At 59.8% G+C, this 25,665-nt stretch carries 23 protein-coding genes and 1 pseudogene; 16 read left to right on the top strand and 8 right to left on the bottom strand.

Going from position 1 to position 25,665, the window contains the following annotated elements; genetic code table 11:
• Positions 1–44: 44 nt before the first annotated feature.
• Both AAEZ05_RS30755 and AAEZ05_RS30750 read right to left on the bottom strand, forming a co-directional pair.
• The gene (locus AAEZ05_RS30755) at positions 45–809 is read right to left on the bottom strand and encodes a methyl-accepting chemotaxis protein (RefSeq protein ID WP_442963620.1); all 765 of its coding nucleotides are present in this window, start codon (positions 807–809) and stop codon (positions 45–47) included.
• Positions 810–902: 93 nt separating this feature from the next.
• Positions 903–1,934 (bottom strand): annotated as a pseudogene (locus AAEZ05_RS30750) (HAMP domain-containing protein); the annotation flags it as partial.
• Between the two features lie 174 nt (positions 1,935–2,108).
• Between AAEZ05_RS30750 and AAEZ05_RS12770 the strand changes: the two are divergent.
• Positions 2,109–3,596, top strand: coding sequence for a helicase HerA-like domain-containing protein (locus AAEZ05_RS12770; protein WP_350647734.1), 1,488 nt, complete (start codon positions 2,109–2,111; stop codon positions 3,594–3,596).
• A gap of 72 nt (positions 3,597–3,668) precedes the next feature.
• On the opposite strand, the gene AAEZ05_RS12765 is transcribed toward AAEZ05_RS12770, so the two are convergent.
• A complete protein-coding gene (locus AAEZ05_RS12765) occupies positions 3,669–4,124 on the bottom strand; it encodes a DUF721 domain-containing protein (protein WP_007945864.1) in 456 nt (151 codons plus the stop codon).
• A gap of 307 nt (positions 4,125–4,431) precedes the next feature.
• Here AAEZ05_RS12765 and secA point away from each other — a divergent pair, with 307 nt between their 5' ends.
• The 4 genes from secA to AAEZ05_RS12745 all read left to right on the top strand — a co-directional run bounded on the left by secA (position 4,432) and on the right by AAEZ05_RS12745 (position 10,233).
• A complete protein-coding gene (secA, locus tag AAEZ05_RS12760; RefSeq protein ID WP_350599950.1) occupies positions 4,432–7,167 on the top strand; it encodes a preprotein translocase subunit SecA in 2,736 nt (911 codons plus the stop codon).
• Between the two features lie 118 nt (positions 7,168–7,285).
• The gene (argJ, locus tag AAEZ05_RS12755; RefSeq protein WP_045058245.1) at positions 7,286–8,503 is read left to right on the top strand and encodes a bifunctional glutamate N-acetyltransferase/amino-acid acetyltransferase ArgJ; all 1,218 of its coding nucleotides are present in this window, start codon (positions 7,286–7,288) and stop codon (positions 8,501–8,503) included.
• 156 nt (positions 8,504–8,659) lie between these two features.
• On the top strand, positions 8,660–9,292 hold the full coding sequence (locus tag AAEZ05_RS12750; protein WP_045058283.1) for a glutathione S-transferase family protein: 633 nt from the start codon (positions 8,660–8,662) through the stop codon (positions 9,290–9,292).
• A complete protein-coding gene (locus AAEZ05_RS12745; RefSeq protein ID WP_045058244.1) occupies positions 9,289–10,233 on the top strand; it encodes a Nudix family hydrolase in 945 nt (314 codons plus the stop codon). Before AAEZ05_RS12750 ends, AAEZ05_RS12745 begins: the two co-directional genes overlap by 4 nt.
• A gap of 130 nt (positions 10,234–10,363) precedes the next feature.
• Here AAEZ05_RS12745 and AAEZ05_RS12740 read toward each other — a convergent pair whose 3' ends face one another.
• Genes AAEZ05_RS12740 through AAEZ05_RS12730 form a run of 3 tightly spaced genes read right to left on the bottom strand, consistent with a single transcriptional unit; the run spans position 10,364 to position 13,951 of the window.
• A complete protein-coding gene (locus tag AAEZ05_RS12740) occupies positions 10,364–10,948 on the bottom strand; it encodes a cob(I)yrinic acid a,c-diamide adenosyltransferase (RefSeq protein WP_205891697.1) in 585 nt (194 codons plus the stop codon).
• 9 nt (positions 10,949–10,957) lie between these two features.
• A complete protein-coding gene (locus AAEZ05_RS12735) occupies positions 10,958–12,988 on the bottom strand; it encodes a sensor histidine kinase (protein WP_350647642.1) in 2,031 nt (676 codons plus the stop codon).
• A gap of 45 nt (positions 12,989–13,033) precedes the next feature.
• Positions 13,034–13,951 carry a putative 2-dehydropantoate 2-reductase gene (locus tag AAEZ05_RS12730; RefSeq protein WP_350647640.1) on the bottom strand — a complete coding sequence of 306 codons (918 nt, stop codon included), beginning with the start codon at positions 13,949–13,951 and terminating at the stop codon, positions 13,034–13,036.
• Positions 13,952–14,084: 133 nt separating this feature from the next.
• Here AAEZ05_RS12730 and AAEZ05_RS12725 point away from each other — a divergent pair, with 133 nt between their 5' ends.
• Together AAEZ05_RS12725 and AAEZ05_RS12720 are read left to right on the top strand one after the other, a co-directional pair.
• Positions 14,085–14,570 carry a YajQ family cyclic di-GMP-binding protein gene (locus tag AAEZ05_RS12725; protein ID WP_007906601.1) on the top strand — a complete coding sequence of 162 codons (486 nt, stop codon included), beginning with the start codon at positions 14,085–14,087 and terminating at the stop codon, positions 14,568–14,570.
• 18 nt (positions 14,571–14,588) lie between these two features.
• On the top strand, positions 14,589–15,431 hold the full coding sequence (locus AAEZ05_RS12720; RefSeq protein ID WP_045058240.1) for a mechanosensitive ion channel family protein: 843 nt from the start codon (positions 14,589–14,591) through the stop codon (positions 15,429–15,431).
• 80 nt (positions 15,432–15,511) lie between these two features.
• On the opposite strand, the gene AAEZ05_RS12715 is transcribed toward AAEZ05_RS12720, so the two are convergent.
• Positions 15,512–16,840 carry an OprD family porin gene (locus AAEZ05_RS12715; protein WP_045058239.1) on the bottom strand — a complete coding sequence of 443 codons (1,329 nt, stop codon included), beginning with the start codon at positions 16,838–16,840 and terminating at the stop codon, positions 15,512–15,514.
• Between the two features lie 884 nt (positions 16,841–17,724).
• Between AAEZ05_RS12715 and AAEZ05_RS12710 the strand changes: the two genes are divergently transcribed.
• A complete protein-coding gene (locus tag AAEZ05_RS12710) occupies positions 17,725–18,150 on the top strand; it encodes an HIT domain-containing protein (protein ID WP_350599958.1) in 426 nt (141 codons plus the stop codon).
• Positions 18,151–18,153: 3 nt separating this feature from the next.
• Complete coding sequence (locus AAEZ05_RS12705) at positions 18,154–18,360, top strand: SlyX family protein (protein WP_045058237.1); 207 nt, start codon at positions 18,154–18,156, stop codon at positions 18,358–18,360.
• Between the two features lie 60 nt (positions 18,361–18,420).
• On the opposite strand, the gene AAEZ05_RS12700 is transcribed toward AAEZ05_RS12705, so the two are convergent.
• The gene (locus AAEZ05_RS12700; RefSeq protein ID WP_122840143.1) at positions 18,421–19,023 is read right to left on the bottom strand and encodes a cold-shock protein; all 603 of its coding nucleotides are present in this window, start codon (positions 19,021–19,023) and stop codon (positions 18,421–18,423) included.
• A gap of 309 nt (positions 19,024–19,332) precedes the next feature.
• Here AAEZ05_RS12700 and AAEZ05_RS12695 point away from each other — a divergent pair, with 309 nt between their 5' ends.
• The 7 genes from AAEZ05_RS12695 (at position 19,333) to ruvB (ending at position 25,632) form a co-directional block, all read left to right on the top strand.
• A complete protein-coding gene (locus AAEZ05_RS12695) occupies positions 19,333–19,803 on the top strand; it encodes a Dps family protein (RefSeq protein ID WP_045058235.1) in 471 nt (156 codons plus the stop codon).
• 374 nt (positions 19,804–20,177) lie between these two features.
• Positions 20,178–20,399 (top strand): FmdB family zinc ribbon protein, encoded by a 222-nt coding sequence (locus tag AAEZ05_RS12690; RefSeq protein ID WP_045058234.1) that lies wholly within the window; start codon positions 20,178–20,180, stop codon positions 20,397–20,399.
• A gap of 109 nt (positions 20,400–20,508) precedes the next feature.
• Positions 20,509–22,284, top strand: coding sequence for an aspartate--tRNA ligase (gene aspS, locus AAEZ05_RS12685; RefSeq protein ID WP_045058233.1), 1,776 nt, complete (start codon positions 20,509–20,511; stop codon positions 22,282–22,284).
• Between the two features lie 119 nt (positions 22,285–22,403).
• Entirely contained in the window at positions 22,404–23,150 is a 747-nt protein-coding gene (locus AAEZ05_RS12680; RefSeq protein WP_045058232.1) for a YebC/PmpR family DNA-binding transcriptional regulator, read from the top strand.
• A gap of 166 nt (positions 23,151–23,316) precedes the next feature.
• Positions 23,317–23,841 carry a crossover junction endodeoxyribonuclease RuvC gene (gene ruvC, locus AAEZ05_RS12675; protein ID WP_045058231.1) on the top strand — a complete coding sequence of 175 codons (525 nt, stop codon included), beginning with the start codon at positions 23,317–23,319 and terminating at the stop codon, positions 23,839–23,841.
• Between the two features lie 114 nt (positions 23,842–23,955).
• On the top strand, positions 23,956–24,570 hold the full coding sequence (gene ruvA / locus AAEZ05_RS12670; protein ID WP_045058230.1) for a Holliday junction branch migration protein RuvA: 615 nt from the start codon (positions 23,956–23,958) through the stop codon (positions 24,568–24,570).
• Complete coding sequence (gene ruvB / locus AAEZ05_RS12665; RefSeq protein ID WP_045058229.1) at positions 24,571–25,632, top strand: Holliday junction branch migration DNA helicase RuvB; 1,062 nt, start codon at positions 24,571–24,573, stop codon at positions 25,630–25,632.
• Positions 25,633–25,665 lie beyond the last annotated feature (33 nt).

Below are 25,665 nucleotides of genomic sequence, written 5' to 3'. Positions count from 1 at the left end.
AACCTGTGGGAGCGAGCCTGCCCGCGATGGCGTCGGTTCTGATGTTAGATACGGAAACTACCCACCAGCTGCTTCAGCCGCGCCGCCTGCTGCTCCAGGTCTGAACACGCCCGCAACGTCGACTGCAGGTTCTCCACCCCTTCCTGGTTCAGCGTGTTGATCTCGGTAATGTCGACGTTGATCGATTCCACCACCGCCGTCTGCTCCTCGGTCGCCGTGGCTACCGATTGGTTCATCCCGTCGATCTCGCCGATGCGCAGGGTCACGCTGTTCAGGCGTTCGCCAGCGAGGTTGGCGATGTCCACGCTGTCCTGGCTGTGACGCTGGCTGTCGCTCATGTTGCTCACCGATTCCCGTGCACCGACCTGCAGTTCCTCGATCATGGTCTGCACCTGCTGTGCCGATTCCTGGGTGCGATGCGCCAGGTTGCGCACTTCATCGGCGACCACCGCAAAGCCACGACCCGCTTCGCCGGCGCGTGCCGCCTCGATCGCCGCGTTGAGTGCCAGCAAGTTGGTTTGCTGGGAAATGCTGGTGATGACTTCGAGGATCTGCCCGATATTCACGGTCTTGCTGTTAAGCGATTCGATATTGGTGCTCGAGGCGCTGAGCATGCTCGACAGTTGATTCATCGCGGCAATGCTGCGATCCACCACTTGCTGACCGTCTTCGGCCAGATTGCGCGCGTCGCTGGCCTGGCTTGATGCCTGGGCGGCGTTGCGGGCGATTTCCTGGGCTGCGGCGCCCAGTTGATTGATCGCGGCGGCCACGCTGCTAGTGCGCGAGGCTTGCTGATCGGAATTGAACATCGACGAATTGGACGCGGCGACGACGCGCAACGCCACTTCATTGACCTGGCCGGTGGCCGACGCCACTTCGCGGATCGAGCCGTGGATGCGCTCGACGAAGCGGTTGAACGCCGTGCCCAGGATGCCGAATTCATCGTTGTTCTGGATGGTCAGGCGCTTGGTCAGGTCTCCCTCACCGTCGGCGATGTCTTCCATGGCCCGGGTCATCACGTGCAATGGCTGGATAAGCAGGCGGATCAGCATGCCCAGCAGGGCGATGATGATTGCCACGGCGATCAGCGTCGCCACAACCGCCGATGCACGGAACTCGCTGAGCATCGAGAAGGCTTTGTCTTTGTCGACCGACAGGCCGATGTACCAGTTGACCGAAGGCAGGCCTTTGACCGGGGTGAAGTTGACGATGCGGGTCTTGCCATCGACTTCCACTTCGCTGAAGTCACTGCTCAAACGCGGCGCCCCCTGGGGAAAGGCCTCGCTCAGCGTCTTCATGACCAGCGTTTTGTCCGGGTGAACCAGGATCTTGCCATCGGCACTGACCAGGAACGCGTAACCCATGCCGTCAAAATCCCGGGCGCTGAGGGTATCGATCAGGGTTTGCAGGCTCAGGTCGCCGCCCACTACGCCGACGCTCTGGCCGGCTTTTTTCGAGGCAGTGGCAATGGAAATGATGGTCTGCCCGGTGGCCGCATCGATGTAAGGTTCGGTCAGGGTGGCGGTGCTGCTACTTTCGGCACCTTTATACCAGGGGCGCACTCGCGGATCGAAGCCGGCAGGCATTTTGGCGTCCGGGCGAATGGTGAAACTGCCGGTCGCGTCGCCCAGGTAGGAGGCCATGAAGGTCGACGTCAACGCTTTCTGCTCAAGCAGGCTGGCCACAGTGTCCGGCTCGGGGTTGATGGCGATGTTCTGGGCCAGGTTGTCGATCAGCAGGATGCGCCCGCTCAACCAGGTCTGGATATTGCTGGCGGTAACGTCGCCCATCTCGTTGAGGTAGTTGTCCAGGTCTTCGCGGATGGCGTTACGTTGCAGGTAGTCGTTGTACAGCGTAAACGAGGCGAAGGCGGCAATGACGATTAGCGCGGCGGCAAGCAGGATTTTATGGCTGAAACGCAGGTTTTTGTTCATGGCTTGAGGTTCCGCTAAGGTCTTAGTGGCCAGGGCGTGCTTTTATAAGAGAACGCGAAAGTGGGTGGTGACGAGCACAAGCGCACAGCTCCGTTTTTTCTGTAGGAAATTACCGACGCTCTTCAATCCCCTGTATCGGCCATCAGGAATCAAAGATTAACCATGGGTGACGAAATGCCTGACTCCTCGCAACTTGTTATTGGTGCTGATCTCGCTGGTAGCCCTATCGCCCAGGCGATGCGCCTGGCCAATCGTCATGGCCTGGTCGCCGGGGCGACCGGGACCGGCAAGACGGTCACCTTGCAACGCCTGGCCGAAGCCTTCAGCGACGCCGGGGTGGCGGTGTTCGCCGCCGATATCAAGGGCGACCTGTGCGGGCTCGGGGCTGCCGGTAATCCCCAGGGCAAGATCGCCGAGCGCATCGCCGGCATGCCCTGGCTGAATCACCAGCCCCAGGCGTATCCGGTGACCTTGTGGGATATCCACGGCAAGTCCGGTCACCCTTTGCGCACCACCCTCAGTGAAATGGGCCCGTTGCTGCTGGGCAGCCTGCTGGAACTGACCGACAGCCAGCAGTCGGCGCTGTATGCCGCGTTCAAGGTCGCGGATCGGGAAGGCCTGCTACTGCTGGACCTCAAAGACCTGAAGGCGCTGCTCAATCACCTGCGCGATCATCCGCAGTTGCTGGGAGACGACGCCGCGCTGATGACCACCGGTTCCAGCCAGGCGTTGTTGCGCCGCCTGGCAACGCTTGAACAGCAGGGGGCCGAAGCGCTGTTCGGTGAGCCCGCGTTGCAGCTCGAAGACATCCTGCAACCGACCGCCGAGGGTCGCGGGCGCATTCACCTGCTCGACGCCAGCCGCCTGGTACATGAAGCGCCGAAGGTCTACGCCACGTTCCTGTTGTGGTTGCTGGCTGAACTGTTCGAGCAATTGCCCGAGCGCGGGGATGCAGACAAACCGCTGCTGGCGCTGTTTTTTGATGAGGCGCACTTGCTGTTCGCCGGTACTCCCCAGGCCCTGCGTGATCGCCTGGAGCAAGTGGTGCGGTTGATCCGCTCCAAAGGCGTAGGGGTGTATTTTGTGACCCAGTCGCCGGGTGACCTGCCGGATGACGTGCTGGCCCAGTTGGGCTTGCGTGTGCAACATGGGCTTCGCGCGTTCACCGCCAAGGAGCAGAAATCCCTGCGTGCGGTCGCCGAGGGCTTTCGTCCCAACCCGGCGTTTGATGCCTTGTCGGTGCTGACCGAATTGGGGATCGGCGAGGCGCTGGTGGGCACCTTGCAGGACAAAGGCACCCCCGCGATGGTGCAACGGGTGCTGGTAGCGCCGCCGCAGTCGCGGATCGGACCGGCGACCGAGACCGAGCGCACGATGCTGATCGCCGGCTCGCCGTTCAAAGGCCGTTACGACAAGCCGATCGATCGCGAGTCAGCCTATGAAGTGCTGATGGGGCGCAAGGGCTTGGCGCCGGAGCCTGAAGCCACACCGGGCAAGGCAGGCGCTGAAGAGCCAAGCTTCACCGACAAGGCCGGGGAATTCCTTGGCACGGCGGCGGGTCAGGCGCTCAAGTCGGCGATGCGTCAGGCGGCCAATCAACTGGGGCGGCAGTTGGTGCGGGGGTTGATGGGGTCGCTGCTCGGAGGCAACAAACGCCGCTAAAAGCAAAAGATCGCAGCCTTCGGCAGCTCCTACGTAGGAGCTGCCGAAGGCTGCGATCTTTTGATCTTGCCGTTAAACCTTTGGTTTGGCGTGAGCCGCCAGCCGTTCCAGCGCTGCCCGGAGATTCGGATCGCTGATTCCGTCGGCCGTGGCCTGAATGGTTGCGCCTGCATCCGTCGACAAGCTGATGGTATGTCCCGCAGCACCTTGCTGAACGGTGGGCGGCTGTACCTTGAACAGAATCCGCGTCAGGCTGGCAAATTCGTCAAACATTTGTAACTGACGCTGCAAACGCTTCTGCTGATAGCGCAGCCGGGTCGCCCAATGCCCATCGGTCACGATCAGCAGTAGACTGCCTTCGCGCCAGGAGGCCACATGGCAGTGTTCCCGGGCGGCAGGCTGCAGCTGGCTTTCCAACAGGCGCTGCAAATGACCCAGGCGTTGAGCGTGACCAAAGATGGCTTTAAGCGGTTTGGCTTCGCGAAGCAGAACGGCGGGTGCTCTGGCCGTGAGAGGGCGAAATGCCATGATCAGACACCTGAAGTAACAGAGCAGCCATCTTAGCAGAAAGGCCTGGCCGTACCCCATCCATCGTTCTGGCGACGCTTTATCCATTAAATCAATGATTAACTTCGTACTTATCCGGGTTGAAACTGGCAGAAAAGGCCTTATTGTAAGTGAGCCCCGTCACAGCGCTGTGCCAGCATCGTGGAATAACGCCACTTTCCTCTCCATCGTTTCCGGGTAGAATGCTCGTTCGCATGCGGCCATGAGGGCTGCTCGGGCGACTCACGGGGCCGCCCTCCATCCCTTTAGTGTGGAAGATCCTGCCGATATGTTTGCGCCTTTGTTAAAGAAACTTTTTGGAAGCAAGAACGAGCGTGAAGTCAAACGCATGCTCAAGACGGTGCAATTCGTCAATGCCTTCGAAGAGCAAATGGTGGCCCTTTCGGACGATCAATTGCGTGCCAAGACAGACGAGTTCAAGGCCCGCATCGCCAAAGGGGAAACCCTCGACAAGCTGCTGCCTGAAGCCTTTGCGGTCGCCCGCGAAGCCGGCAAGCGCGTCATGGGTATGCGCCACTTCGATGTCCAGCTGATCGGCGGCATGACCTTGCATGAAGGCATGATCGCGGAAATGCGTACCGGTGAAGGCAAGACCCTGGTGGCAACACTGGGCGTTTACCTGAACGCGCTGTCCGGCAAGGGCGTGCACGTTGTGACCGTGAACGACTACCTGGCCCGTCGTGATGCCAACTGGATGCGTCCGCTCTACGAATTCCTCGGCCTGACGGTCGGCGTTGTCACGCCGTTCCAGCCGCCGGAAGAGAAGCGCCTGGCTTACGCCGCCGACATCACCTACGGCACCAACAACGAATTCGGTTTCGACTACCTGCGCGACAACATGGCGTTCAGCATGGAAGAAAAATTCCAGCGCGAACTCAATTTTGCCGTGATCGACGAAGTCGACTCCATCCTCATCGACGAAGCCCGTACCCCGCTGATCATTTCCGGTCAGGCGGAGGACAGCTCCAAGATGTACGTCGAGATCAACCGACTGATCCCGCAACTGGAGTTGCACGTCGAGGAAGTAGAAGGCGAAGTCACCAAAGCTGGCCACTACACCGTCGACGAGAAGACGCGTCAGGTCGAGCTCAACGAAGCCGGTCACCAGTTCATTGAAGACATGCTCACCCGCGTCGGTCTGCTGGCCGAAGGCGAAAGCCTGTATTCGGCACATAACCTGGGCCTGCTGACCCACGTCTATGCCGGTCTGCGTGCGCACAAGCTGTTCCATCGCAACATCGAATACATCGTGCAGGACGGGCAGGTTGTGCTGGTCGACGAACACACCGGTCGTACCATGCCGGGTCGTCGTCTGTCCGAAGGCTTGCACCAGGCCATCGAAGCCAAGGAAGAGCTGAACATCCAGGCCGAAAGCCAGACCCTGGCATCGACCACCTTCCAGAACTACTTCCGCCTGTACAACAAGCTGTCCGGCATGACCGGTACGGCAGACACCGAAGCGTTCGAGTTCCACCAGATCTACGGCCTGTCGGTCATGGTGATTCCGCCAAACCGTCCGCTGGCACGTAAGGACTACAACGACCTGGTGTTCCTGACCGCCGACGAAAAATACGCGGCGATCATCAACGACATCAAGGAATGCATGACCCAGGGCCGTCCGGTGCTGGTGGGTACTGCAACCATCGAAACTTCCGAGCACATGTCCAATCTGCTCAACAAGGAAGGCATCGAGCATAAGGTCCTGAACGCCAAGTTCCACGAGAAGGAAGCCGAGATCATCGCCCAGGCCGGTCGCCCAGGCGCACTGACCATCGCCACCAACATGGCCGGTCGTGGTACCGACATCCTGTTGGGCGGCAACTGGGAAGTGGAAGTGGCTTCGCTGGAGAATCCGACCCCTGAGCAGATCGCCCAGATCAAGGCCGACTGGCAAAAACGCCACCAGCAAGTGCTGGAGTCCGGTGGCCTGCAGGTCATCGCTTCCGAGCGTCACGAATCGCGCCGTATCGACAACCAGTTGCGCGGTCGTGCCGGCCGTCAGGGTGATGCCGGTTCGAGCCGCTTCTACCTGTCGCTGGAAGACAGCCTGATGCGTATCTTCGCCTCTGATCGGGTGAAGAACTTCATGAAAGCCCTGGGCATGCAGCCTGGCGAAGCGATTGAGCACCGTATGGTGACCAACGCCATCGAAAAGGCCCAGCGCAAGGTAGAAGGCCGCAACTTCGATATTCGTAAGCAACTGCTCGAGTTCGACGACGTCAACAACGAACAGCGTAAAGTGATTTATCACATGCGTAACACGTTGCTGGCCGCTGACAACATCGGCGAGACCATCGCTGACTTCCGTCAGGACGTGCTCAACGCCACCGTCAGCGCGCACATTCCGCCACAGTCGCTGCCAGAGCAGTGGGACGTGGCCGGTCTTGAGGCTGCATTGCAGAGTGATTTCGGTGTTGCCTTGCCGATCCAGCAGTGGCTCGACGAAGACGATCACCTGTACGAAGAGACCCTGCGCGAGAAGCTGATGAACGAGCTGATCGCCGCGTACCACGAGAAAGAAGACCAGGCTGGCGCCGAAGCGCTGCGTACCTTCGAGAAGCAGATTGTGCTCCGCGTACTGGATGACCTGTGGAAAGACCACCTGTCGACCATGGATCACCTGCGTCATGGTATCCACCTGCGTGGCTACGCCCAGAAGAACCCGAAGCAAGAGTACAAGCGCGAGTCGTTCACGCTGTTCTCCGAGCTGCTGGATTCGATCAAGCGCGACTCGATTCGTGTGCTGTCTCACGTACAGGTTCGTCGCGAAGACCCGATCGAAGAAGAGCAACGCCTGCGCCAGGAAGCCGAAGCTCTGGCCGCACGCATGCAATTCCAGCACGACGAGCCGCCAGGTCTGGAGCAGCCGGAACTGCTGGGTGAAGAGGTCGATGTTGCCCTCGCCACCGCGCCGGTGCGTAACGAACAGAAGCTGGGCCGTAACGAACTGTGCTACTGCGGTTCGGGCAAGAAATTCAAGCATTGCCACGGGCAGATCCAGTAAAACCCGTTCAGCACGCTGAAATACCCGCGCCGCGACCGGCATCAGCCGTCGCGGCGTTTTGCCATTTGATACCGCCGATCATCTGCGTCGGCGATGACTATTTTTAAGGAGCGCATTCATGGCTGTTGGTCTTGGTCCTTTGCCAACGTTGCACCCGGTTGCCGGTTTTGAACTCGGTATTGCTTCGGCCGGCATCAAGCGCCCGGGGCGCAAGGATGTCGTGGTCATGCGCTGTGCCGAAGGCTCGACGGTCGCTGGCGTGTTCACCCTGAACGCCTTTTGCGCCGCACCGGTGATTCTTGCCAAGCAGCGAGTGCAAGGCCCGGTGCGTTACCTGCTGACCAACACCGGCAACGCCAACGCCGGCACCGGCGAGCCTGGCCTGGCCGCCGCCGAGCGCACCTGCGCGAAGCTGGCAGAGCTGACCGGCGTCGATGCCCGCCTGGTGCTGCCGTACTCCACCGGGGTGATCGGCGAACCGCTGCCGGTCGAGAAGATCGAAGGCGCCTTGCAGGCTGCGCTCGACGACCTGTCGGTCAACAACTGGGAAGCTGCCGCCACCGGCATCATGACCACCGACACCTTGCCCAAGGGGGCGAGCCGCCAGTTCGACCATGACGGCGTGACCATCACCGTCACCGGCATCAGCAAAGGTGCTGGCATGATTCGGCCGAACATGGCGACCATGCTGGGCTACATCGCCACTGACGCCAAAGTGTCCCGTGAAGTGCTGCAAAACCTGCTGCTGGACGGCGCCAACAAGTCGTTCAACCGCATCACCATCGACGGCGACACCTCGACCAACGACTGCTGCATGCTGATCGCCACCGGACAGGCGGCGCTGCCGGAAATCACCCGCGCCGAAGGCGAGCTGTTTGCCAAGCTGAAACAGGCCGTGTTCGAAGTGTGCATGGACGTCGCCCAGGCGATCGTTCGTGATGGCGAGGGCGCGACCAAGTTCGTCACCGTCCAGGTTAATGGCGGCGGCAACCACCAGGAGTGCCTGGACGTCGGTTACACCGTGGCTCACTCGCCCCTGATCAAGACTGCACTGTTTGCTTCCGATCCGAACTGGGGCCGTATCCTGGCCGCCGTTGGCCGCGCGGGTGTGCCCGATCTGGATGTGAGCAAGATCGACGTGTTCCTCGGGGAAGTGTGCATCGCCAGCCACGGCGCCCGTGCGGCCAGTTACACCGAAGCCCAGGGTGCGGCGGTGATGCAGCAGGAAGAAATCACTATCCGGATCGAACTGGGTCGCGGCGCGTGCAGCGAGACGATCTGGACCACAGATCTGTCTCATGAGTATGTAAAGATCAACGCTGAGTACCGTACTTAAGCCAGACCGGGTCGGTCGAACGCGACCCCGGCCCATCGCGGGCAAGCCCCGCTCCCACAGGATTGCGCTGACCCTGTGGGAGCGGGCTTGCCCGCGATGACGGTCAACCAGACGCTGAAAAATCTGGCCCATACCTCTTATCCAAGGGTCCCGAACATGAGCCTCCACCTGATCATCGGCGACAAATTGTATTCCTCCTGGTCCTTGCGCGGCGCGCTGGCGCTTGATCTGGCCAAAGCCCCCTACAGCGAAGAACTGATCAAGCTGAACCAGCCGGACACCCGTGAACGCCTGCTCAAACACTCGCCGACCGGCAAAGTCCCGCTGCTGAAAACCAGACATGGCACCATCGCCGATTCCATGGCGATTGCCGAGTACCTGGCCGAACAGTTCCCGGATGCTGGGCTCTGGCCCAGCGATGTAGCGGCCCGGGCCCAGGCCCGCTCGGCCTGCGCGCAAATGCACGCCGGGTTCTTCGCCCTGCGGGCCAACATGCCGTTTGACCTCAGCCGCGACGCGCCACTGGTGTCGGCTCCGACTGAAGTCCAGGAGGACATCGAACGAGTGCTGGCGTTATGGGCGCAGTGCCGGGCCGCTGCGTCCGACGCCGGTCCGTTCCTGTTTGGCAAGGTTAGCCTGGCCGATGCTTTCTTCGCCCCGATTGCTGTGCGCCTGCGCACCTATCAGGTGAAAGTACCGGCCGAGGATGAGGCCTACATCGATACGATCTACCAATGGCCAGCGTTCAAGGCCTGGCAGAAAGCAGGTCTGAAGGAGGTTGGGCAGTGAAACGCGTACATGTAGCGGCTGCGGTTATTCGTGACAGCAGTGGCAAGATCCTGATCGCCCGGCGCGCCGATACCCAGCACCAGGGCGGTCTTTGGGAGTTCCCGGGTGGCAAGGTCGAGGCTGACGAGTCCGTCGAAACCGCCTTGGCTCGCGAGCTTCATGAAGAGCTGGGAATTGTGGTCGGCGCAGCGCGCCCGCTGATCAAGGTCCGCCACGATTATCCTGACAAGCAAGTATTGCTGGATGTCTGGGAAGTCTCGGCGTTTACCGGTGAGCCGCATGGGGCCGAAGGCCAGCCGCTGGCCTGGGTGGCTCCGCGGGACCTGCTGGACTACGAATTTCCGGCGGCCAACCAGCCGATCGTCGCGGCTGCGCGTTTGCCGGCCGAATACCTGATCACCCCTGAAGATCTGGAGACCCCGGCACTATTGCGCGGTATCCAGAAAGCCATCGCAGGCGGCATCAAGCTTATCCAGCTGCGCGCACCAAACGGCTACGATCCCAAATACCGGGATCTGGCGGTGGATGCGGCGGGACTGTGTGCGGGCAAGGCGCAGTTGATGATCAAGGGGCCGTTCGAGTGGCTGGGTGATTTCCCCTCGGCCGGCTGGCATATCACGGCCGCCCAACTGCGCAAATACGCGGCAGCGGGTCGACCGCTGCCGGCGTCGCGCTGGCTGGCGGCGTCCTGTCATAACGCAGAGGAGCTGGCGTTGGCCGAGCAGATGGGCGTGGACTTTGTCACCCTGTCGCCGGTACAGCCGACCCAGACCCACCCGGATGCCCAGCCGCTGGGTTGGCAGCAGGCGGCGAGCTTGATCGAAGGGTTCAGCAAACCGGTGTTCCTGCTGGGTGGCGTGGGCCCGGCTGAGCGGCAGCAGGCTTGGGAAGCTGGGGCGCAGGGTGTGGCGGGGATCCGCGCGTTCTGGCCTGAGGCTTGATTGTGTATTGAGGCTGCTGGCCTCATCGCTGGCAAGCCAGCTCCCACAGGGTATTGTGTCGTTCACAAATGTTGTGCACACGACGAAACTTGTGGGAGCTGGCTTGCCAGCGATGGCAACCGAACAGGCGCTACGCTTCTGTGGGCTTCACCGCCGGCTGCCACAAGATTTCCGCAACCCCCTGGCGCCTGGCAATGACCCTTGCCATCACAAACAGCAAATCCGACAACCGATTGATGTAAGCCAACCCGACCCCGGCCAGCGGCTCAGTCGCATTCAAATGCTGACAGCGCCGTTCCGCACTGCGCGCCAGGCTGCGGCACACGTGCGCCTGGGCAATCAGCGCCGAACCGCCGGGCAAAATGAAATTCTCCAACGGCCCCAGTTCTTCGTTCCATACATCGATCGCCGCCTCCAGGCGCTCGATCTCTGCCATGTTCAGAGCCTGATACTCAGGCATTGCCAGTTCGCCGCCGAGGTCGAACAAGCGGTGCTGGCAAGGCGCTAACACCTCGACCACTTCATTAAGCCCAGGATACGCAGCAGTTTCCTGCGCCAATCCCGCCAGCAGCACACCAACCTGACTGTTTAGCGTGTCAACCTCACCAATTGCTTCAATTCGTGGATGGTCCTTGGGCACTCGGCGACCATCGCCGAGGCCTGTTTCGCCTTTGTCGCCAGTGCGGGTGTAGATTTTCGACAAGCGAAAGCCCATGGGTTACCTCTATAGCTGATTGAGTTCCTGAGAGACGAGCGCAGTGCTCGCCAAGGGCAGGCGCAGGGTGAAGCAGGTGCCCTGGCCGAGGGTCGATTGCACTTCCATCTGGCCCTTGTGGTTGTTGGTGATGATGAAGTACGACACCGATAAACCGAGCCCGGTCCCCTGGCCGATTTCCTTGGTGGTGAAGAACGGTTCGAAAGTACGCTTGCGCACGCTCTCGCTCATGCCGATGCCGTTGTCCTCGACCTGGATCTCCGCCCAGGGCGGGTTCAGGCGGGTGCGCAAGATGATCCGCCCCGGTTCACCGTCGTCCTCGCGCTGATGAATGGCCTGGGCGGCATTTTTCAGCAGGTTGAGCAGCACCTGCTCCAGCTCGTTGGCGGTGCCGGGGACCGGGCCGAGCTGCGGGTCGAACTGACGAATGATCGCCTGCCCCTTGAAGTCGAAACCGATCGCCAGGTCGAAGTCGTTGCCAGCGATTTCCACTGCCTGATCAATCAGCGCCGGCAGGTCGCAGGGCGCCATTTGCCGGGTGCTGCGCCGGCTGAAACTGAGCATGTGCGTCACGATTTTCGCCGCGCGGGCGCCAGCCTGCTGGATACCGTCGAGCAGTTGCGGCACTTCACGAGCCACCAGATACTGGTTCACGGTTTCCAGTTCGATGCCGATGTGCTCGGCCTGTTCAAGGTTCTTCGGCAACTCCGGGGACAGGCGCCGGCGGATGTTTTGCACGTTGTGCAGGATGGCGCCCAAGGGGTTGTTGATCTCATGCGCCATACCCGCCGCCAGGCCGCCGACTGAGAGCATTTTCTCTGACTGCACCATCATCTCTTCCAGCGAGAGACGCTGGGTAATGTCGTCGATACGGATGACCACGCCACGACCCGCGCCGCCCATCAGTGGATAAAACGTCAGGGCGTAATGCCTGGCTTCATCATCCTTGACCCAGGTCACCCGCTCGATCTTGGCCACCGTGTGCTGTTCGACCGTTTGCTTGAGCTGCGGCAAATACGGCTTTAGCGGTTCGAAGGCGAGGAAGATCGGCTGGTTCAGGGCCTCGTCCAGGCGAGTCCCGGACAGCGCGCTGGCCTCCTGATTCCATTGGGTGACGTAGAGCTGTTCATCCAGGGCAATCAACGCCGAGGGCATCGAGTCGATGATGCTGTTGAGGTAATTCTGGAAGCCCGTGAGCTTTTTCTCGATCTTGCTGCGAACCTGCACTTCCAGTTCCAGTTTGCGATTGGTATGGCGGGTTTCTTCCGCCAGCCCCTGAGCCTGGTCGTAGGCGGCCTGGGAGTCGTCACGGGCGCGTTTGAGCTGCTGCTCCCGCGCTTCGATCCGCGACAGCATGGTATTGAACGCCTCGGCAAGGCTGCCGATTTCGTCATGGTTGCCGCGAGAGGCGCGCAGGGCGTAGTTCTCTTCCCTTGTGACTTGCCGGGACAACTCTTCCAGCTGATGGATCGGCCGGGTAATCAGGCGCTTGATCTGCCGGGCGATCACCAGCCACAACAGGATGCTGAAGATCAGGATCCCCAGGCTTGCCGTCAGCGTACCGGTGTAGAACGCCATCGGCAGTTCGCTGCTGGCAACCAGCAGCAAGTGACCAGGCGCTGTGCCGGGGCGGGGCAGGGTGATCACCTGGTTGCTGCGAAATTCGGTGGCTTGCCAGGACTCGATGTGCCGGTAGTGCTCTGGCAACTTGAGCTTTTCCCCCTGTTGCAACTGCGCCAGGCGCTGGCCTTTGCCATCGTAGAGGGCGGCTGCCCGCAGAGGCGAATAGCTATTGAGCTCGTTGAGCAGGCGTTCGGCGCTTTGTGGTGACTGCAAGGCGTCGGAGATCAGGCTGGGGTTGGACACCAGGCGGCCGATGGTCTGCAAGGCCTGGGGCGCCATGCTTTCCTGGGAAATATAATAAGCGGCGCTGATAAAGGTCAGGTTGGCGACCAGCAGAACAGTGGTCAACAGCACCAACAGGGCGGCCAGCAATTTCTGACCGACCGGTAGGTTTTCAAGGCGCTGGCGCAATGGCATCAGGTTCGTCGCTGCAAAGGAACAAGTGGCCAGCGTAGCCGCTGCTTAGTCGCTGGGCAATCCAAGGCTTTGCAGATGGGCGATCAGGCGCGACTCGAGCTGCTCCAGGTGTGGCAGGTGCAGCGAGTGCCGGCGCGCGGCTTTACAGGCGTAACCCAGCAGGTAGCTGATCTCGGTGCGCCGCTGGCTGTCGACATCCTGGTACATGGACGAGTAATTCGCCGCAGTGGCGTGGATCACGCGCTCTACTTCCTGCTGCAAATCCTCGGCGGCAGCCGGCTGGCCGCAGCGTTGGAGCAGCTCGCTCAGTTCACCGCAGAGTGTGGCGACTTCGCAATGATGCGCGTCAAGCCCGCCATTGCGGCACTGGTGCAGGACGGTGAGCGGATTGATCGCACAGTTGAGCGCCAGTTTGCGCCACAGCCGGGTCAGGATGTCGGTGCTCCATTCATGGGGAATGCCGGCGGCTGTCAGATCATCCAGCCAGATCGGCGGCACCGGGTGGCTGGCGTCCCCCAGCCAGGTATAGCCGTGGCCGGCAAAGACCACTCGCCAGTCGCCGTCGCGAAACGCCCCTTCGGTGCTTGAAGCGTATAGGCAGCGAGCGTGGGGAACCCGGGCGGCAACGGCGTCCTGGCTGCCCAACCCATTTTGCAGCAGGATCAACTCGGCGTCGGGTGCCAGGCGCGGCGCCAGTTGGGCCACGGCGCTCTCGGCGTCATAGGCCTTGCAGGCGACCAGCAGGCGCCTGATTGGCTCGGCGCTGTCCGGTGTCTGCGCCGGGATCGGGTAGCTGCGCGCCTCGCCATGTTCGACCAGGGTCAGCGCGCCTTGCGCCTCGTAGGCCTGCAGTCGCGCCTGATCTCGCACAATCAGCGTGACTGGCACCCCGGCCCGAGCCAGACGAGTGGCCCATAGGGTGCCGAGGCTGCCCGCACCGAGGATGTGCCAGGTGGTCGACATCAGCTTTTTGCTCTGTTTATGACGCGCATCGGAGGCTCGCAGTGAATGATCGGAAAGACCCGTTATAATCAGCGCGGATTTTAACCGCAAGCCAGGCGTGCTCCATGGGCACCCCTTTTACTGGAGAGATTACATGCCGTCGTTCGACGTGGTATCCGAACTGGACAAACACGAAGTCACCAACGCGGTCGAAAACGCCGTCAAGGAACTCGATCGCCGCTATGACCTGAAAGGCAAGGGCACCTTCGAATTCAAGGAAAAAGACCTGACCGTCAACCTGACCGCAGAAGCCGATTTTCAGCTTGAAGCCATGATTGAGATCCTCAAGCTGGCACTGGTCAAGCGCAAAATCGATGTGCAGTGCCTTGAGGTCAAGGACGCCTATGCATCGGGCAAGCTGATGAAGCAGGAAGCCGTACTGAAGGAAGGCATCGACAAGGAGCTGGCGAAGAAGATCGTCGCCCACGTCAAGGATGCCAAGCTCAAGGTGCAGGCCGCCATTCAGGGCGAGCAAGTACGCATTACCGGGAAAAAGCGTGACGATCTGCAGGAGGCTATCGCCGCACTGCGCGCCAAAACCTTCGACATGCCGCTGCAGTTCAACAACTTCCGCGATTGATTTCGAAGGAGAGCAACAATGGATTTGAATGCTGAAGTGGACAACCTGGTCAAGGCGTCCCAAGCCTGGATTCCAATGATCATGGAATACGGCAGCCGCGTGCTGCTCGCCATCATTACCCTGGCCATCGGCTGGTGGCTGATCAACAAGGTCACGCAGAAACTCGGCGGCCTGCTGGCACTGCGTAACGCCGACCTGGCGTTGCAGGGCTTCATCAGCAGCCTGGCGAACATCATCCTGAAAGTGTTGCTGATCGTCAGCGTCGCGTCGATGATTGGCGTGGAAACCACCTCCTTTGTCGCGGCGATCGGTGCGGCAGGCCTGGCCATCGGCCTGGCATTGCAGGGCAGCCTGGCGAACTTTGCCGGCGGGGTGTTGATTTTGCTGTTCCGTCCGTTCCGGATCGGTGACTGGATTGAAGCGCAGGGTGTTTCGGGTACCGTGGACAGTATCCAGATTTTCCATACTGTGCTGCGTACCGGTGATAACAAGACCATCATCGTGCCCAATGGCAACTTGTCCAACGGCATCATTACCAACACCAACCGTCAGCCAACCCGCAAAGTCGTGTTCGATGTGGGCGTGGATTACGAAGCGGACTTGCAAAAGGCCCGTGAAGTGTTGCTCGACCTGGCGAAGGACGAACGCGTATTGGCTGAGCCGGCGCCACAAGCGGTCATCTCCACCCTGGGCGACAGTTCGATTACTGTTTCCCTGCGCGTTTGGGTCAAGACTGCTGATTACTGGGACGTGATGTTCATGTTCAACGAGCAATCCCGGGATCGTCTTAAAACCGCTGGTATCGATATTCCGTTTCCGCAACGGGTGATTCGAGTGGTTCAGGAAGGGGCCGTGCAGTAACAGGCATAAGCTGCAAACAATAAAAAAGGCCCATCCGAAGATGGGCCTTTTTTTATCTAGAGCTAACTAACAGCTTTCGATTACAAGATCGACAGCGGGTAGTCAACGATCAGGCGGAACTCGTCGATGCTGCCTTCGCCTTGGTCAGCGTTGGCGCGGTGCCATGCTTGACGAATGCGGAACGACAGGTCTTTAGCCGGGCCGTTTTGTACTACGTACTTGGCTTCAACGTTGGTTTCGTGGTGTTTGCCATCTTCGCCGTACAGGCCAGCGTAAGCGCCATTCACCGGAGCGTTGGAGCCGTCGATGTCCCAACCTTTCACGTAACGGGTCATGAAGCTCAGACCAGGAACGCCGTACTCGGCCATTTTCAGGTCGTAGCGTACTTGGGCCGACTTCTCGCCAGGACCGTTGAAGTCAGAGTACTGGATGGAGTTGGCGAGGAAGATCGAGTCGCCGCCACGGTTGTTTTTACCCACGCCGACGTAGTCGAACGGGGTGTCGCCGTTGATTTTCTGGAAGCCAACGGTCAGGGTGTGCGCTTTCAGGAACGAGAAAGCAGCTGCCAGGGAGAACGCGGTGTTGCTGATGTCGCCTGCTTCAGCACTACCGGAATCGTCTGTGCGGTAGATGTTACCGTCCAGGTTCACCGACTGATCGCCACCCATAGGGATGGTGTAGTTGGCGTTGGCGTAGTACTGGTTCCAGATGTCTTCGAGCTGAGCGCCGTACAGCGATACGCTGAAGTTTTCGTTGATGCCGTATTTGGCACCACCGTAGTTGATGGTGTCAGCTTCGACGCCAGCGTAGTTGGCCCACAGACCGCCGTCACGGCCGTTTTTGTCCTGGCTGGTCGCCGAGTAGAAGTGACCGGCTTCGAGGTCAAGGTCTTTGATCTCGCTGCTTTGCAGTTGGAAACCGCTGGCAGTTTGCGGAAGGATACGGGAACCGCCAACAGCAAATACTGGTGCGGTGCTAGGCTGCATGTCGCCCGCTTTCAGTTCGGTCTTGGAGATGCGAACTTTAAGTGCAGCGCCTGCTTTACCCTGGCTGTCATTGTTTTCGCCAGCAGCGTTGGTGCTCAGGTTACCCGAACCCGAGTACTTGTCGGAACCGTCCAGTTTGATGGCGAGGTAACCGAAAGCGTCAATACCAACACCCACGGTGCCCTGGGTGTAGCCAGAGTTGAACACACCGTGGAAACCCTGGGTCCAGTCTTTGTCATCGACTGCGCCGTCTTTCTTGTTACGGTTGAAGTAGTAGTTGCGGAGCAGCACGTTGAAAGTGCTGTCTTCAACAAAACCTTTGGCTTCGGCCTGGTCGCCTACGAAAGGTGCGGCCGTAGCCATTTGAGTGCTGGCTGCTGCTGCAACTGCCAGTGCGATCATGCTCCACTTCATCACGCGCATCGTGATTTGCTCCTTTGGTTTTAGAAGAGTACTGCCGTCCCACCTGTTTTATTATCTGGGCGGCTCTTTCTTTTTGTGTCGGCGCAAACTTATATCACGCCGACCATGTTGGCGATACTTGCGCATCTAACCTTTCAGCATCTTTACGACCCTGTCGCAAACAGCTGGGTAGATGTCGCAAATTTACAGCCCCAATGCAAGAGGACTGACAACTTGTTTGTTGTTTTCCAGGGCCTGAGCATCGGTAAAAAGAGTCCCTGGTGAAACGAGTGAATCTCCATCGGGCTACCTTGCCACTGTTTTTATATGCCTGGCGGCTTCCACTTCCAGCGGAGGCGCAAAAGGCGATGTGGGTGTGAATGCAACAAGCGTGCTCAAATCGGAAATCTTTCTGTTTTTTTTCTGAAATATCGCCAAAAGCCGTAAAGGCCTCATAAAACCGGGGGGTTCGTGCCCCGAGGTTCGAGCTTGACGCCGGGATTGGCATCGTGTTTCACCGTTCTGGCTATCAGCGCGACAAGTCAAAATGTTACCGGTTCACCCCGCAAGTGAGTAAAAGGTGGATCCCCGACCCACCAGCGTAGACGCAATGTGCGGTTTTGGTGCAAAAAATTTGCAGCACTGTGCGCAATTCACTCAGCGCGGCCATGATGTGGTTTGGAGCGTCGCCTTGATAATCAGTCACTTCAGCGCTTTCGCCTTCCTGGTTCGTGCTGAAATGGTGCGTCTTGCACAGAAAAGGCCCATGTCGGAGCGTGCTGCCTGCCGTCGTCGATGGTCGTGAAGCGAGCGACGTTCGCAGGTATGCTGCTCAACTGTCGCCTGGTCAAGCGTCGTTGAAGATGAGGCCAGGTTGTAAATGATCATCTGCCGGAGTGCGCACAGTGTTTGCCTTGGATTCACGACTTCAACAAGACACCTTACCGATAGGGGATTTCCCGCTCTGTCGGCTGCTCTTGTCCAACGATTCGAATTACCCCTGGTTCATCCTGGTGCCACGCCGCGAGGATATCAGCGAGATATTTCAGTTGGATGTCGCTGATCAGCTGCAGCTGTGGCAGGAGACTTCAGCGTTGGCGCAGACGCTGAAGGACTCGTTCGACGCTGACAAGCTGAACATTGCAGCGCTGGGTAATGTGGTCAGCCAGTTGCACATGCATGTCATTGTGCGCAAGCGCGAGGACGCTGCCTGGCCGGCCCCGGTCTGGGGCAAACATCCGGCCGTGCCGTACAGTGCCGAGCAGGTGGCAGCTGTCCGCGAACGGCTGCAGCGGGTATTAACTGAAGATTTCACGTTTCTGGAGGGTTGAATCATGAGTCTTGAGGAGCGCATCAATGACCTGGAAAGCCGCCTGGCATTTCAGGATGACACCATTAACACCCTCAACGATGTACTGGTGGCGCAGCAGGTCGTCGTCGAGCGGCTGCAGCTGCAGATGGCGGCCCTGATTCGACGTCAGGAGGAAATGGTCGGGCAGTTCGAGTCTTCCGAAGAAGAAGCCCCGCCGCCCCATTACTAAAGGGTAGGCATAAAAAAACCGCGAACAGCCGGGCTGTTCGCGGTTTTTTTCAGCCGGAAATCAGCGTCGCGGCAGAGCCGCGATCACGTCTTCGGCTTGCAGGCCCTTGTCGCGATTCATCACGGAGAACTCCACGCGCTGGCCTTCGACCAGGACGCGGTGACCTTCGCCACGAATGGCCCGGAAATGCACAAAGATATCATCGCCGGAGTCACGGGAAATAAAGCCAAAACCCTTGGAAGTGTTGAACCACTTGACGGTGCCGGTATCGCGGTTGGTCATGTCGTAGCTGGGCGAAGCGGCGGCCGGTGAAGATTTGTAGAAGCTGATCGCCAGGTGCAGGAGGACGGCAATGACGGCAGCAGCCAGGCTGAACAGCACGTTGGGTTGACCGGAGACAAACGCAATCTCCGCAAGAAGCGTCAGTGTCTGCAATACGACAGCCAGGACCAGCAAGGCGCTGACCAGGTTCTGCAGTTGATGACGCGGGCCTTTGTTCCAGTAGGGAATGACAGGCGCGAGGGTAAGGTTGAGCAGGCCGAAAAAGGCCAGGTACAGTGCATCGGGTTGTTGCAGGTAAGGAACAGCTTCGGATCGCAGGCTAGGGATGAAGGACAGCAGCAAGGCTGCTGCGCCCATTAGCAGGTGGACGATTTTCAACATTTTGATTAACTCACGTTAAGACGGATCACAAGGAAGAGCTGACGGAGCACGGTTCGCTTCAGAACAATAAGAGGCGTTGGGCACGTACCCGAAGTCAGCCTATGCGCAGCGTCCGGAAAAATAGACGCTGGCGACACACTGCCTATTTAACAGCAAAGCTTGTGGCTACTCAAATCAGGCAGTCCAGCGGCGTCATGCGGGCAATTTGTCGCACGGGGACTGGCCATCCGGTGCTGCGGTGTGGCGACAGCCTTGCTAGAGTGGTCCCTGCACCTGTTGGATGGAATCAATCACCTTTAGGGGAACCGCATGGCAATTGATATTGGTATCAGTGAAGAAGACCGCAAGTCCATCGTCGACGGACTGTCGCGCCTGCTGTCGGACACTTATGTGCTTTATCTGAAAACCCACAACTTCCATTGGAACGTCACGGGGCCGATGTTTCGGACCCTGCACCTGATGTTCGAAGAGCAATACAACGAGTTGGCCCTGGCCGTGGATTCGATCGCCGAGCGCATTCGCGCCCTCGGGTTTCCGGCACCGGGTGCCTATTCCATCTATGCGCGCCTGTCTTCCATAAAGGAAGAAGAGGGTGTGCCGAATGCCGAGGACATGATTCGGCAGCTGGTTGCCGGTCAGGAAGCCGTCACCCGCACCGCGCGGGGTATTTTCCCACTGCTCGACAAGGTCAGTGACGAACCGACTGCCGATCTGCTGACCCAGCGCATGCAGGTTCACGAAAAAACCGCGTGGATGCTGCGTTCCTTGCTGGACCAATAAGGCGCGTGCGCACGGCTGGCATCCTTGGGGTGTCACCCGTGCGTGGTCCGACACCCTTCACCTCGAACGATTTTGCACCGGGTGTTGCAGGAAACTGTACGGAGCAGGACCGTCATCCATGATCTCCCTGCAGTTGCAGTAAAATCCTGCGAGGGTGGTTAAAAAGTCATCTGGATATCCCATTTTTCCTTCGCTTGCACAGGCGCGGGCTTGCTCGTCGAGCGCCCCATTGACCGGGGCGGCAGGGTGAAAGTTGCAGAGTGTCGGTCTGTGCAGTCTTACGGCTGCACTGGCTGCATTTAATGGATATAATCCCGCTCTTTGCCGCAAAACCCCGAGTCTGCGGTAGCAATCTGATCGCCGAGACAACCCCCATGCCGATGTACGACTATCAATGTGCTTCCTGTGGTCATCAGTTGGAAGCCATTCAAAAGATCAGCGCTCCGGCGCTGGTCGACTGCCCTGCGTGCCAGGCACCAGAGCTGAAGAAGATGCTGTCCATGCCGGGCTTCCGCCTCAGCGGCACCGGCTGGTACGAAACCGATTTCAAGACCGGCTCCAAGAAGAACCTGGCCGGCGGCGACAAAGCTGACTAGATTCCAGGGTCCGAGTTGAACGACACGTGCGAGCTCCTGCATCATCCAGCTCCTGAGATGGGCAAGACCTCCTACCGAATTTCGAATTACGAGAAGTGAAACCATTACCATGATGCGCAGCCATTATTGCGGCCAACTGAACGAAAGCCTGGACGGCCAGGAAATTACCCTTTGCGGATGGGTTCACCGTCGCCGTGACCACGGTGGGGTGATTTTCCTCGATATCCGTGATCGTGACGGTCTGGCCCAGGTGGTGTTCGACCCGGACCGCGCTGAAACCTTCGCCGTCGCCGACCGCGTGCGCAGCGAATATGTGGTCAAGGTCACCGGCAAGGTGCGCCTGCGTCCGGCCGGTGCCACCAACGCCAACATGGCGTCGGGCATGATCGAAGTGCTGGGCTACGAACTTGAAGTGCTGAACGAGTCGGAAACTCCGCCGTTCCCGCTGAACGAGTTCTCCGACGTTGGCGAAGAAACCCGCCTGCGCTATCGCTTCCTCGACCTGCGTCGCCCGGAAATGCTCGAGAAGCTGCGTCTGCGTTCGCGCATGACCACCAGCATCCGTCGCTTCCTGGACGAGAACGGCTTCCTCGACGTCGAGACACCGATCCTGACCCGCGCCACGCCTGAAGGCGCGCGTGACTACCTGGTGCCGAGCCGCACGCACGCCGGTTCGTTCTTCGCCTTGCCGCAATCGCCACAGCTGTTCAAGCAATTGCTGATGGTTGCCGGCTTCGACCGTTACTACCAGATCGCCAAATGCTTCCGTGACGAAGACCTGCGGGCTGACCGCCAGCCGGAATTCACCCAGATCGACATCGAGACCAGCTTCCTCGATGAAACAGAGATCATGGGCATCACCGAACAGATGATCCGCAACCTGTTCAAGGAAGTGCTGGATCTGGAATTCGGCGACTTCCCGCACATGACCTTCGAAGAGGCCATGCGTCGTTACGGTTCCGACAAGCCGGACCTGCGTAACCCGCTGGAACTGGTTGACGTTGCCGACCAGCTCAAGGAAGTCGACTTCAAGGTGTTCAGCGGCCCGGCCAATGACCCGAAAAGCCGTATCGCAGCTTTGCGCGTACCGGGCGGGGCGAGCATGCCGCGCAGCAAGATCGACGACTACACCAAGTTCGTCGGCATCTACGGTGCCAAGGGCCTGGCGTACATCAAGGTCAACGAGCGCGCCAAAGGCGTCGAAGGCCTGCAGTCGCCTATCGTCAAGAACATCCCTGAAGCCAACCTCAATGTGATCCTTGATCGCGTTGGCGCGGTCGACGGCGACATCGTGTTCTTCGGTGCCGACAAAGCCAAGATCGTCAGCGAAGCCCTGGGCGCGCTGCGGATCAAGGTCGGTAACGACCTGAACCTGCTGACCTGCGAGTGGGCGCCGATGTGGGTCGTCGACTTCCCGATGTTCGAAGAGAACGACGACGGCAGCTTCAGTGCCTTGCATCACCCGTTCACCGCGCCGAAGTGCACGCCACAAGAGCTCGAAGCCAGCCCGGCGACCGCTCTGTCCCGTGCCTACGATATGGTGCTCAACGGCACCGAGCTGGGTGGCGGTTCGATCCGTATCCACCGCAAGGAAATGCAGCAGACGGTGTTCCGCCTGCTCGGCATCGACGAAGCGGAACAGGAAGAGAAATTCGGCTTCCTGCTTGACGCCCTGAAGTACGGTGCACCGCCCCACGGTGGCCTGGCCTTCGGCCTGGACCGCCTGGTCATGCTGATGACCGGCGCCCAGTCGATCCGTGAAGTGATTGCGTTCCCGAAAACCCAGAGCGCGGCTGATGTCATGACTCAGGCTCCGGGTGCAGTCGATGCCAAGGCATTGCGCGAATTGCACATTCGTCTGCGCGAAACGCCGAAAGCCGAGTAAAGCGGGTCGTCAAGGCGCATCCTTATGGGGTGCGCCTTTTCTTTAGGTCGAGATTTTTGGTTGCTGGCTGGCGCAGTTTGCGTGGCGGGCAACGTTTCAAAGTGAATTCGGAGCGAGTTATGGCGGGTCATTCCAAGTGGGCGAACATCAAGCACCGCAAAGAACGTCAGGATGCCAAGAAAGGCAAGATCTTCACCAAGTGGATCCGCGAGCTGACGGTTGCTGCCCGCCAGGGCGGCGCTGACCCGGGTTCCAACCCGCGCTTGCGCCTGGCGCTGGACAAGGCCCTGGGTGCGAACATGAGTCGCGACATCATCGATCGCGCCGTAGCGCGCGGCGCGGGTGCTGCCGATACCGACGACATGGTCGAACTGACCTACGAAGGTTATGGCCCAGGTGGCGTGGCAGTGATGGTCGAGTGCATGACCGACAACCGCAATCGCACCGCCGCCGCAGTTCGCCATGCGTTCAGCAAGTGCGGGGGCAACCTGGGCACCGATGGCTCGGTGGCCTACCTGTTCGAGCGCAAGGGCCAGATTTCCTTTGCGCCGGGCGTCGATGAAGACGCGTTGATCGAAGCGGCGATGGAAGCCGACGCTGATGACGTGGTCACCAACGAAGACGGTTCCATTGACGTATTCACCTCGTTCGCAGGGTTCTACTCCGTACGTAACGCGCTGGAAGCGGCCGGTTTCAAAGGTGATGACGCAGAAATCGTGATGTTGCCAACCACCAGTGCCGAGCTGGACCTTGAGGGTGCCGAGAAGGTGCTCAAGCTGCTCGACATGCTCGAAGACCTGGATGACGTGCAGAACGTCTATTCCAACGCGGACATCCCGGAATCGGTTGCCGCACAGCTGGGTTGATGTCCATATAAAAGATCGCTGTCTTTGCAAGGCCCTACGCTAAACCTGTAGGAGCTGCCGAAGGCTGCGATCTTTTGACTTTAAAGATCCAAAATCAAAAGATCGCAGCCTTCGGCAGCTCCCACGGGGATATCCTGAGGTACCGCGATCTCCTTGCGCAGGCGTTATGACTCTAATTCTTGGTATCGACCCCGGTTCGCGCATTACCGGGTATGGCGTGGTATCTGATACCGGGCGCGGCTGTGTCTACGTGGCCTCGGGCTGCATTCGCACCGGCTCCGGTGAATTGCACGAGCGCCTGCAAATCGTCTATCGCGGCGTGCGCGAAGTCATCCAGACGTACGGCCCGATCACCATGGGCATCGAAAAGGTGTTCATGGCACGTAACGCCGACTCGGCCTTGAAACTGGGTCAGGCCCGCGGTGCAGCGATCGTTGCCGGTGCCGAGGAAAACCTGGAAATTGCCGAATACACCGCGACTCAGGTCAAGCAGGCCGTCACCGGTACCGGCGCGGCAAACAAGGAACAGGTGCAGATGATGGTGATGCACATGCTCAAACTGACCAGCAAGCCGCAAATCGATGCTTCGGATGCCCTGGCCATTGCGATTTGCCATGCTCACACCCGCTCCAGCCTGCTGCCCCATGGTCTGGGAACGGCACGCAGTCGTGGCGGGCGCCTGCGTCTCTGATAGCATCAGCACATCTTTTCCAGGACCAGGGGTCCTGCGCCTGTGTTGTCGGCGTGAAGCCCTTGGCCTGTCAGTCGCCAGCCCTGTACTGGCCAACGCTCAAGGATCTGAAACGTGATTGGACGCTTGCGCGGCACATTGGCTGAAAAACAGCCGCCGCACCTGATTCTGGATGTAAATGGACTGGGGTATGAGCTGGAAGTACCCATGACCACGTTGTATCGCCTGCCGTCGGTCGGCGAACCGCTGACGCTGCACACCCATTTGGTCGTACGTGAAGACGCGCAGTTACTCTATGGCTTTGCCAGCAAGCGCGAGCGAGACTTTTTTCGTGAGTTGATCCGTCTCAATGGTGTGGGGCCAAAACTGGCGCTGGCCTTGATGTCGAGCCTGGAAGTCGACGAACTGGTGCGCTGCGTACAGTCCCAGGACACCTCGGCGTTGACCAAGGTGCCGGGCGTGGGCAAGAAGACTGCCGAGCGCCTGCTGGTTGAGCTCAAGGATCGCTTCAAGGCTTGGGAAACGGTGCCGGCGATGTTTGCCCTGGTACCGAACCAGCCCGGTGGCCCGGATGTGGCTGCGGTGGCCAGTGCCGAAACTGACGCGGTGAGCGCGCTGATTTCCCTGGGCTATAAGCCCCAGGAGGCCAGCAAGGCGATTTCCGCTATCAAGGAGAAAGGTTTGAGCAGTGAAGACCTGATACGTCGTGCCCTGAAGGGAATGATCTAAGTGATTGAAGCGGATCGTCTGATTACAGCTGCACCCGGCCCACGGGACCGTGAAGAGGTCCAGGACCGGGCTATCCGTCCGGTCAGCCTGGCCGAATACATCGGCCAGCCGACCGTCCGCGAGCAGATGGAACTGTTCATCCAGGCCGCACGCGGACGCAACGAGTCCCTGGACCACACGTTGATTTTTGGTCCTCCGGGTCTGGGTAAAACCACCCTGGCCAACATCATCGCCCAGGAAATGGGGGTCTCGATCAAGAGCACGTCGGGCCCCGTGCTCGAGCGTCCGGGCGACCTGGCCGCACTGTTGACCAATCTTGAGCCTCACGATGTGCTGTTCATCGACGAAATCCATCGGCTGTCGCCGATTGTCGAAGAAGTGCTGTACCCCGCCATGGAAGATTTCCAGCTGGACATCATGATTGGCGAAGGCCCGGCCGCGCGCTCGATCAAGCTCGACCTGCCGCCATTTACCCTGGTGGGCGCCACGACGCGAGCCGGCATGCTGACCAATCCGTTGCGGGACCGCTTTGGTATCGTGCAGCGCCTGGAGTTCTACAACACGGCGGACCTGGCAACGATTGTCGGTCGTTCGGCGAACATCCTCGGCCTGCCGCTCGACCCGGAAGGCGCCTTCGAAATCGCCCGCCGTGCCCGGGGTACACCGCGGATCGCCAACCGCCTGTTGCGGCGGGTGCGGGATTTCGCCGAAGTTCGCGCCAAGGGGCACATCACCAAGCCGATCGCCGACCTGGCCTTGAACCTGCTGGATGTCGACGAGCGCGGCTTCGACCATCAGGACCGGCGCCTGCTGCTGACCATGATCGAGAAGTTCGACGGTGGCCCGGTGGGTGTCGACAGCCTGGCTGCAGCCATCAGCGAAGAGCGGCATACCATCGAGGATGTGCTGGAGCCGTACCTGATCCAGCAGGGCTACATCATGCGCACACCCCGGGGGCGGGTGGTGACCCGGCATGCGTACCTGCACTTCGGTTTAAACATCCCGTCACGATTGGGTGAGATGCCCGTGGTAGACGAATCCCTCGATGCAGTTGACGATTAATCACGTTGCGGGCTGATCAATTCGGGGTTTGTG

Origin of the sequence: Pseudomonas sp. HY13-MNA-CIBAN-0226, assembly GCF_040310305.1 — a bacterium.
Lineage (GTDB): Bacteria > Pseudomonadota > Gammaproteobacteria > Pseudomonadales > Pseudomonadaceae > Aquipseudomonas > Aquipseudomonas gregormendelii.
Note: the sequence above shows the minus strand (reverse complement) of the source record. Positions and strands in the feature narration are given on the sequence as shown.

Coding starts and splice junctions, on each gene's coding strand:
- AAEZ05_RS30755 (WP_442963620.1), bottom strand. CDS start 809: ATGTTCAATTCCGATCAGCAAGCCTCGCGCACTAGCAGCGTGGCCGCC.
- AAEZ05_RS12770 (WP_350647734.1), top strand. CDS start 2,109: ATGCCTGACTCCTCGCAACTTGTTATTGGTGCTGATCTCGCTGGTAGC.
- AAEZ05_RS12765 (WP_007945864.1), bottom strand. CDS start 4,124: ATGGCATTTCGCCCTCTCACGGCCAGAGCACCCGCCGTTCTGCTTCGC.
- secA (WP_350599950.1), top strand. CDS start 4,432: ATGTTTGCGCCTTTGTTAAAGAAACTTTTTGGAAGCAAGAACGAGCGT.
- argJ (WP_045058245.1), top strand. CDS start 7,286: ATGGCTGTTGGTCTTGGTCCTTTGCCAACGTTGCACCCGGTTGCCGGT.
- AAEZ05_RS12750 (WP_045058283.1), top strand. CDS start 8,660: ATGAGCCTCCACCTGATCATCGGCGACAAATTGTATTCCTCCTGGTCC.
- AAEZ05_RS12740 (WP_205891697.1), bottom strand. CDS start 10,948: ATGGGCTTTCGCTTGTCGAAAATCTACACCCGCACTGGCGACAAAGGC.
- AAEZ05_RS12735 (WP_350647642.1), bottom strand. CDS start 12,988: ATGCCATTGCGCCAGCGCCTTGAAAACCTACCGGTCGGTCAGAAATTG.
- AAEZ05_RS12730 (WP_350647640.1), bottom strand. CDS start 13,951: ATGTCGACCACCTGGCACATCCTCGGTGCGGGCAGCCTCGGCACCCTA.
- AAEZ05_RS12725 (WP_007906601.1), top strand. CDS start 14,085: ATGCCGTCGTTCGACGTGGTATCCGAACTGGACAAACACGAAGTCACC.
- AAEZ05_RS12720 (WP_045058240.1), top strand. CDS start 14,589: ATGGATTTGAATGCTGAAGTGGACAACCTGGTCAAGGCGTCCCAAGCC.
- AAEZ05_RS12715 (WP_045058239.1), bottom strand. CDS start 16,840: ATGCGCGTGATGAAGTGGAGCATGATCGCACTGGCAGTTGCAGCAGCA.
- AAEZ05_RS12705 (WP_045058237.1), top strand. CDS start 18,154: ATGAGTCTTGAGGAGCGCATCAATGACCTGGAAAGCCGCCTGGCATTT.
- AAEZ05_RS12700 (WP_122840143.1), bottom strand. CDS start 19,023: ATGTTGAAAATCGTCCACCTGCTAATGGGCGCAGCAGCCTTGCTGCTG.
- AAEZ05_RS12695 (WP_045058235.1), top strand. CDS start 19,333: ATGGCAATTGATATTGGTATCAGTGAAGAAGACCGCAAGTCCATCGTC.
- AAEZ05_RS12690 (WP_045058234.1), top strand. CDS start 20,178: ATGCCGATGTACGACTATCAATGTGCTTCCTGTGGTCATCAGTTGGAA.
- aspS (WP_045058233.1), top strand. CDS start 20,509: ATGATGCGCAGCCATTATTGCGGCCAACTGAACGAAAGCCTGGACGGC.
- AAEZ05_RS12680 (WP_045058232.1), top strand. CDS start 22,404: ATGGCGGGTCATTCCAAGTGGGCGAACATCAAGCACCGCAAAGAACGT.
- ruvC (WP_045058231.1), top strand. CDS start 23,317: ATGACTCTAATTCTTGGTATCGACCCCGGTTCGCGCATTACCGGGTAT.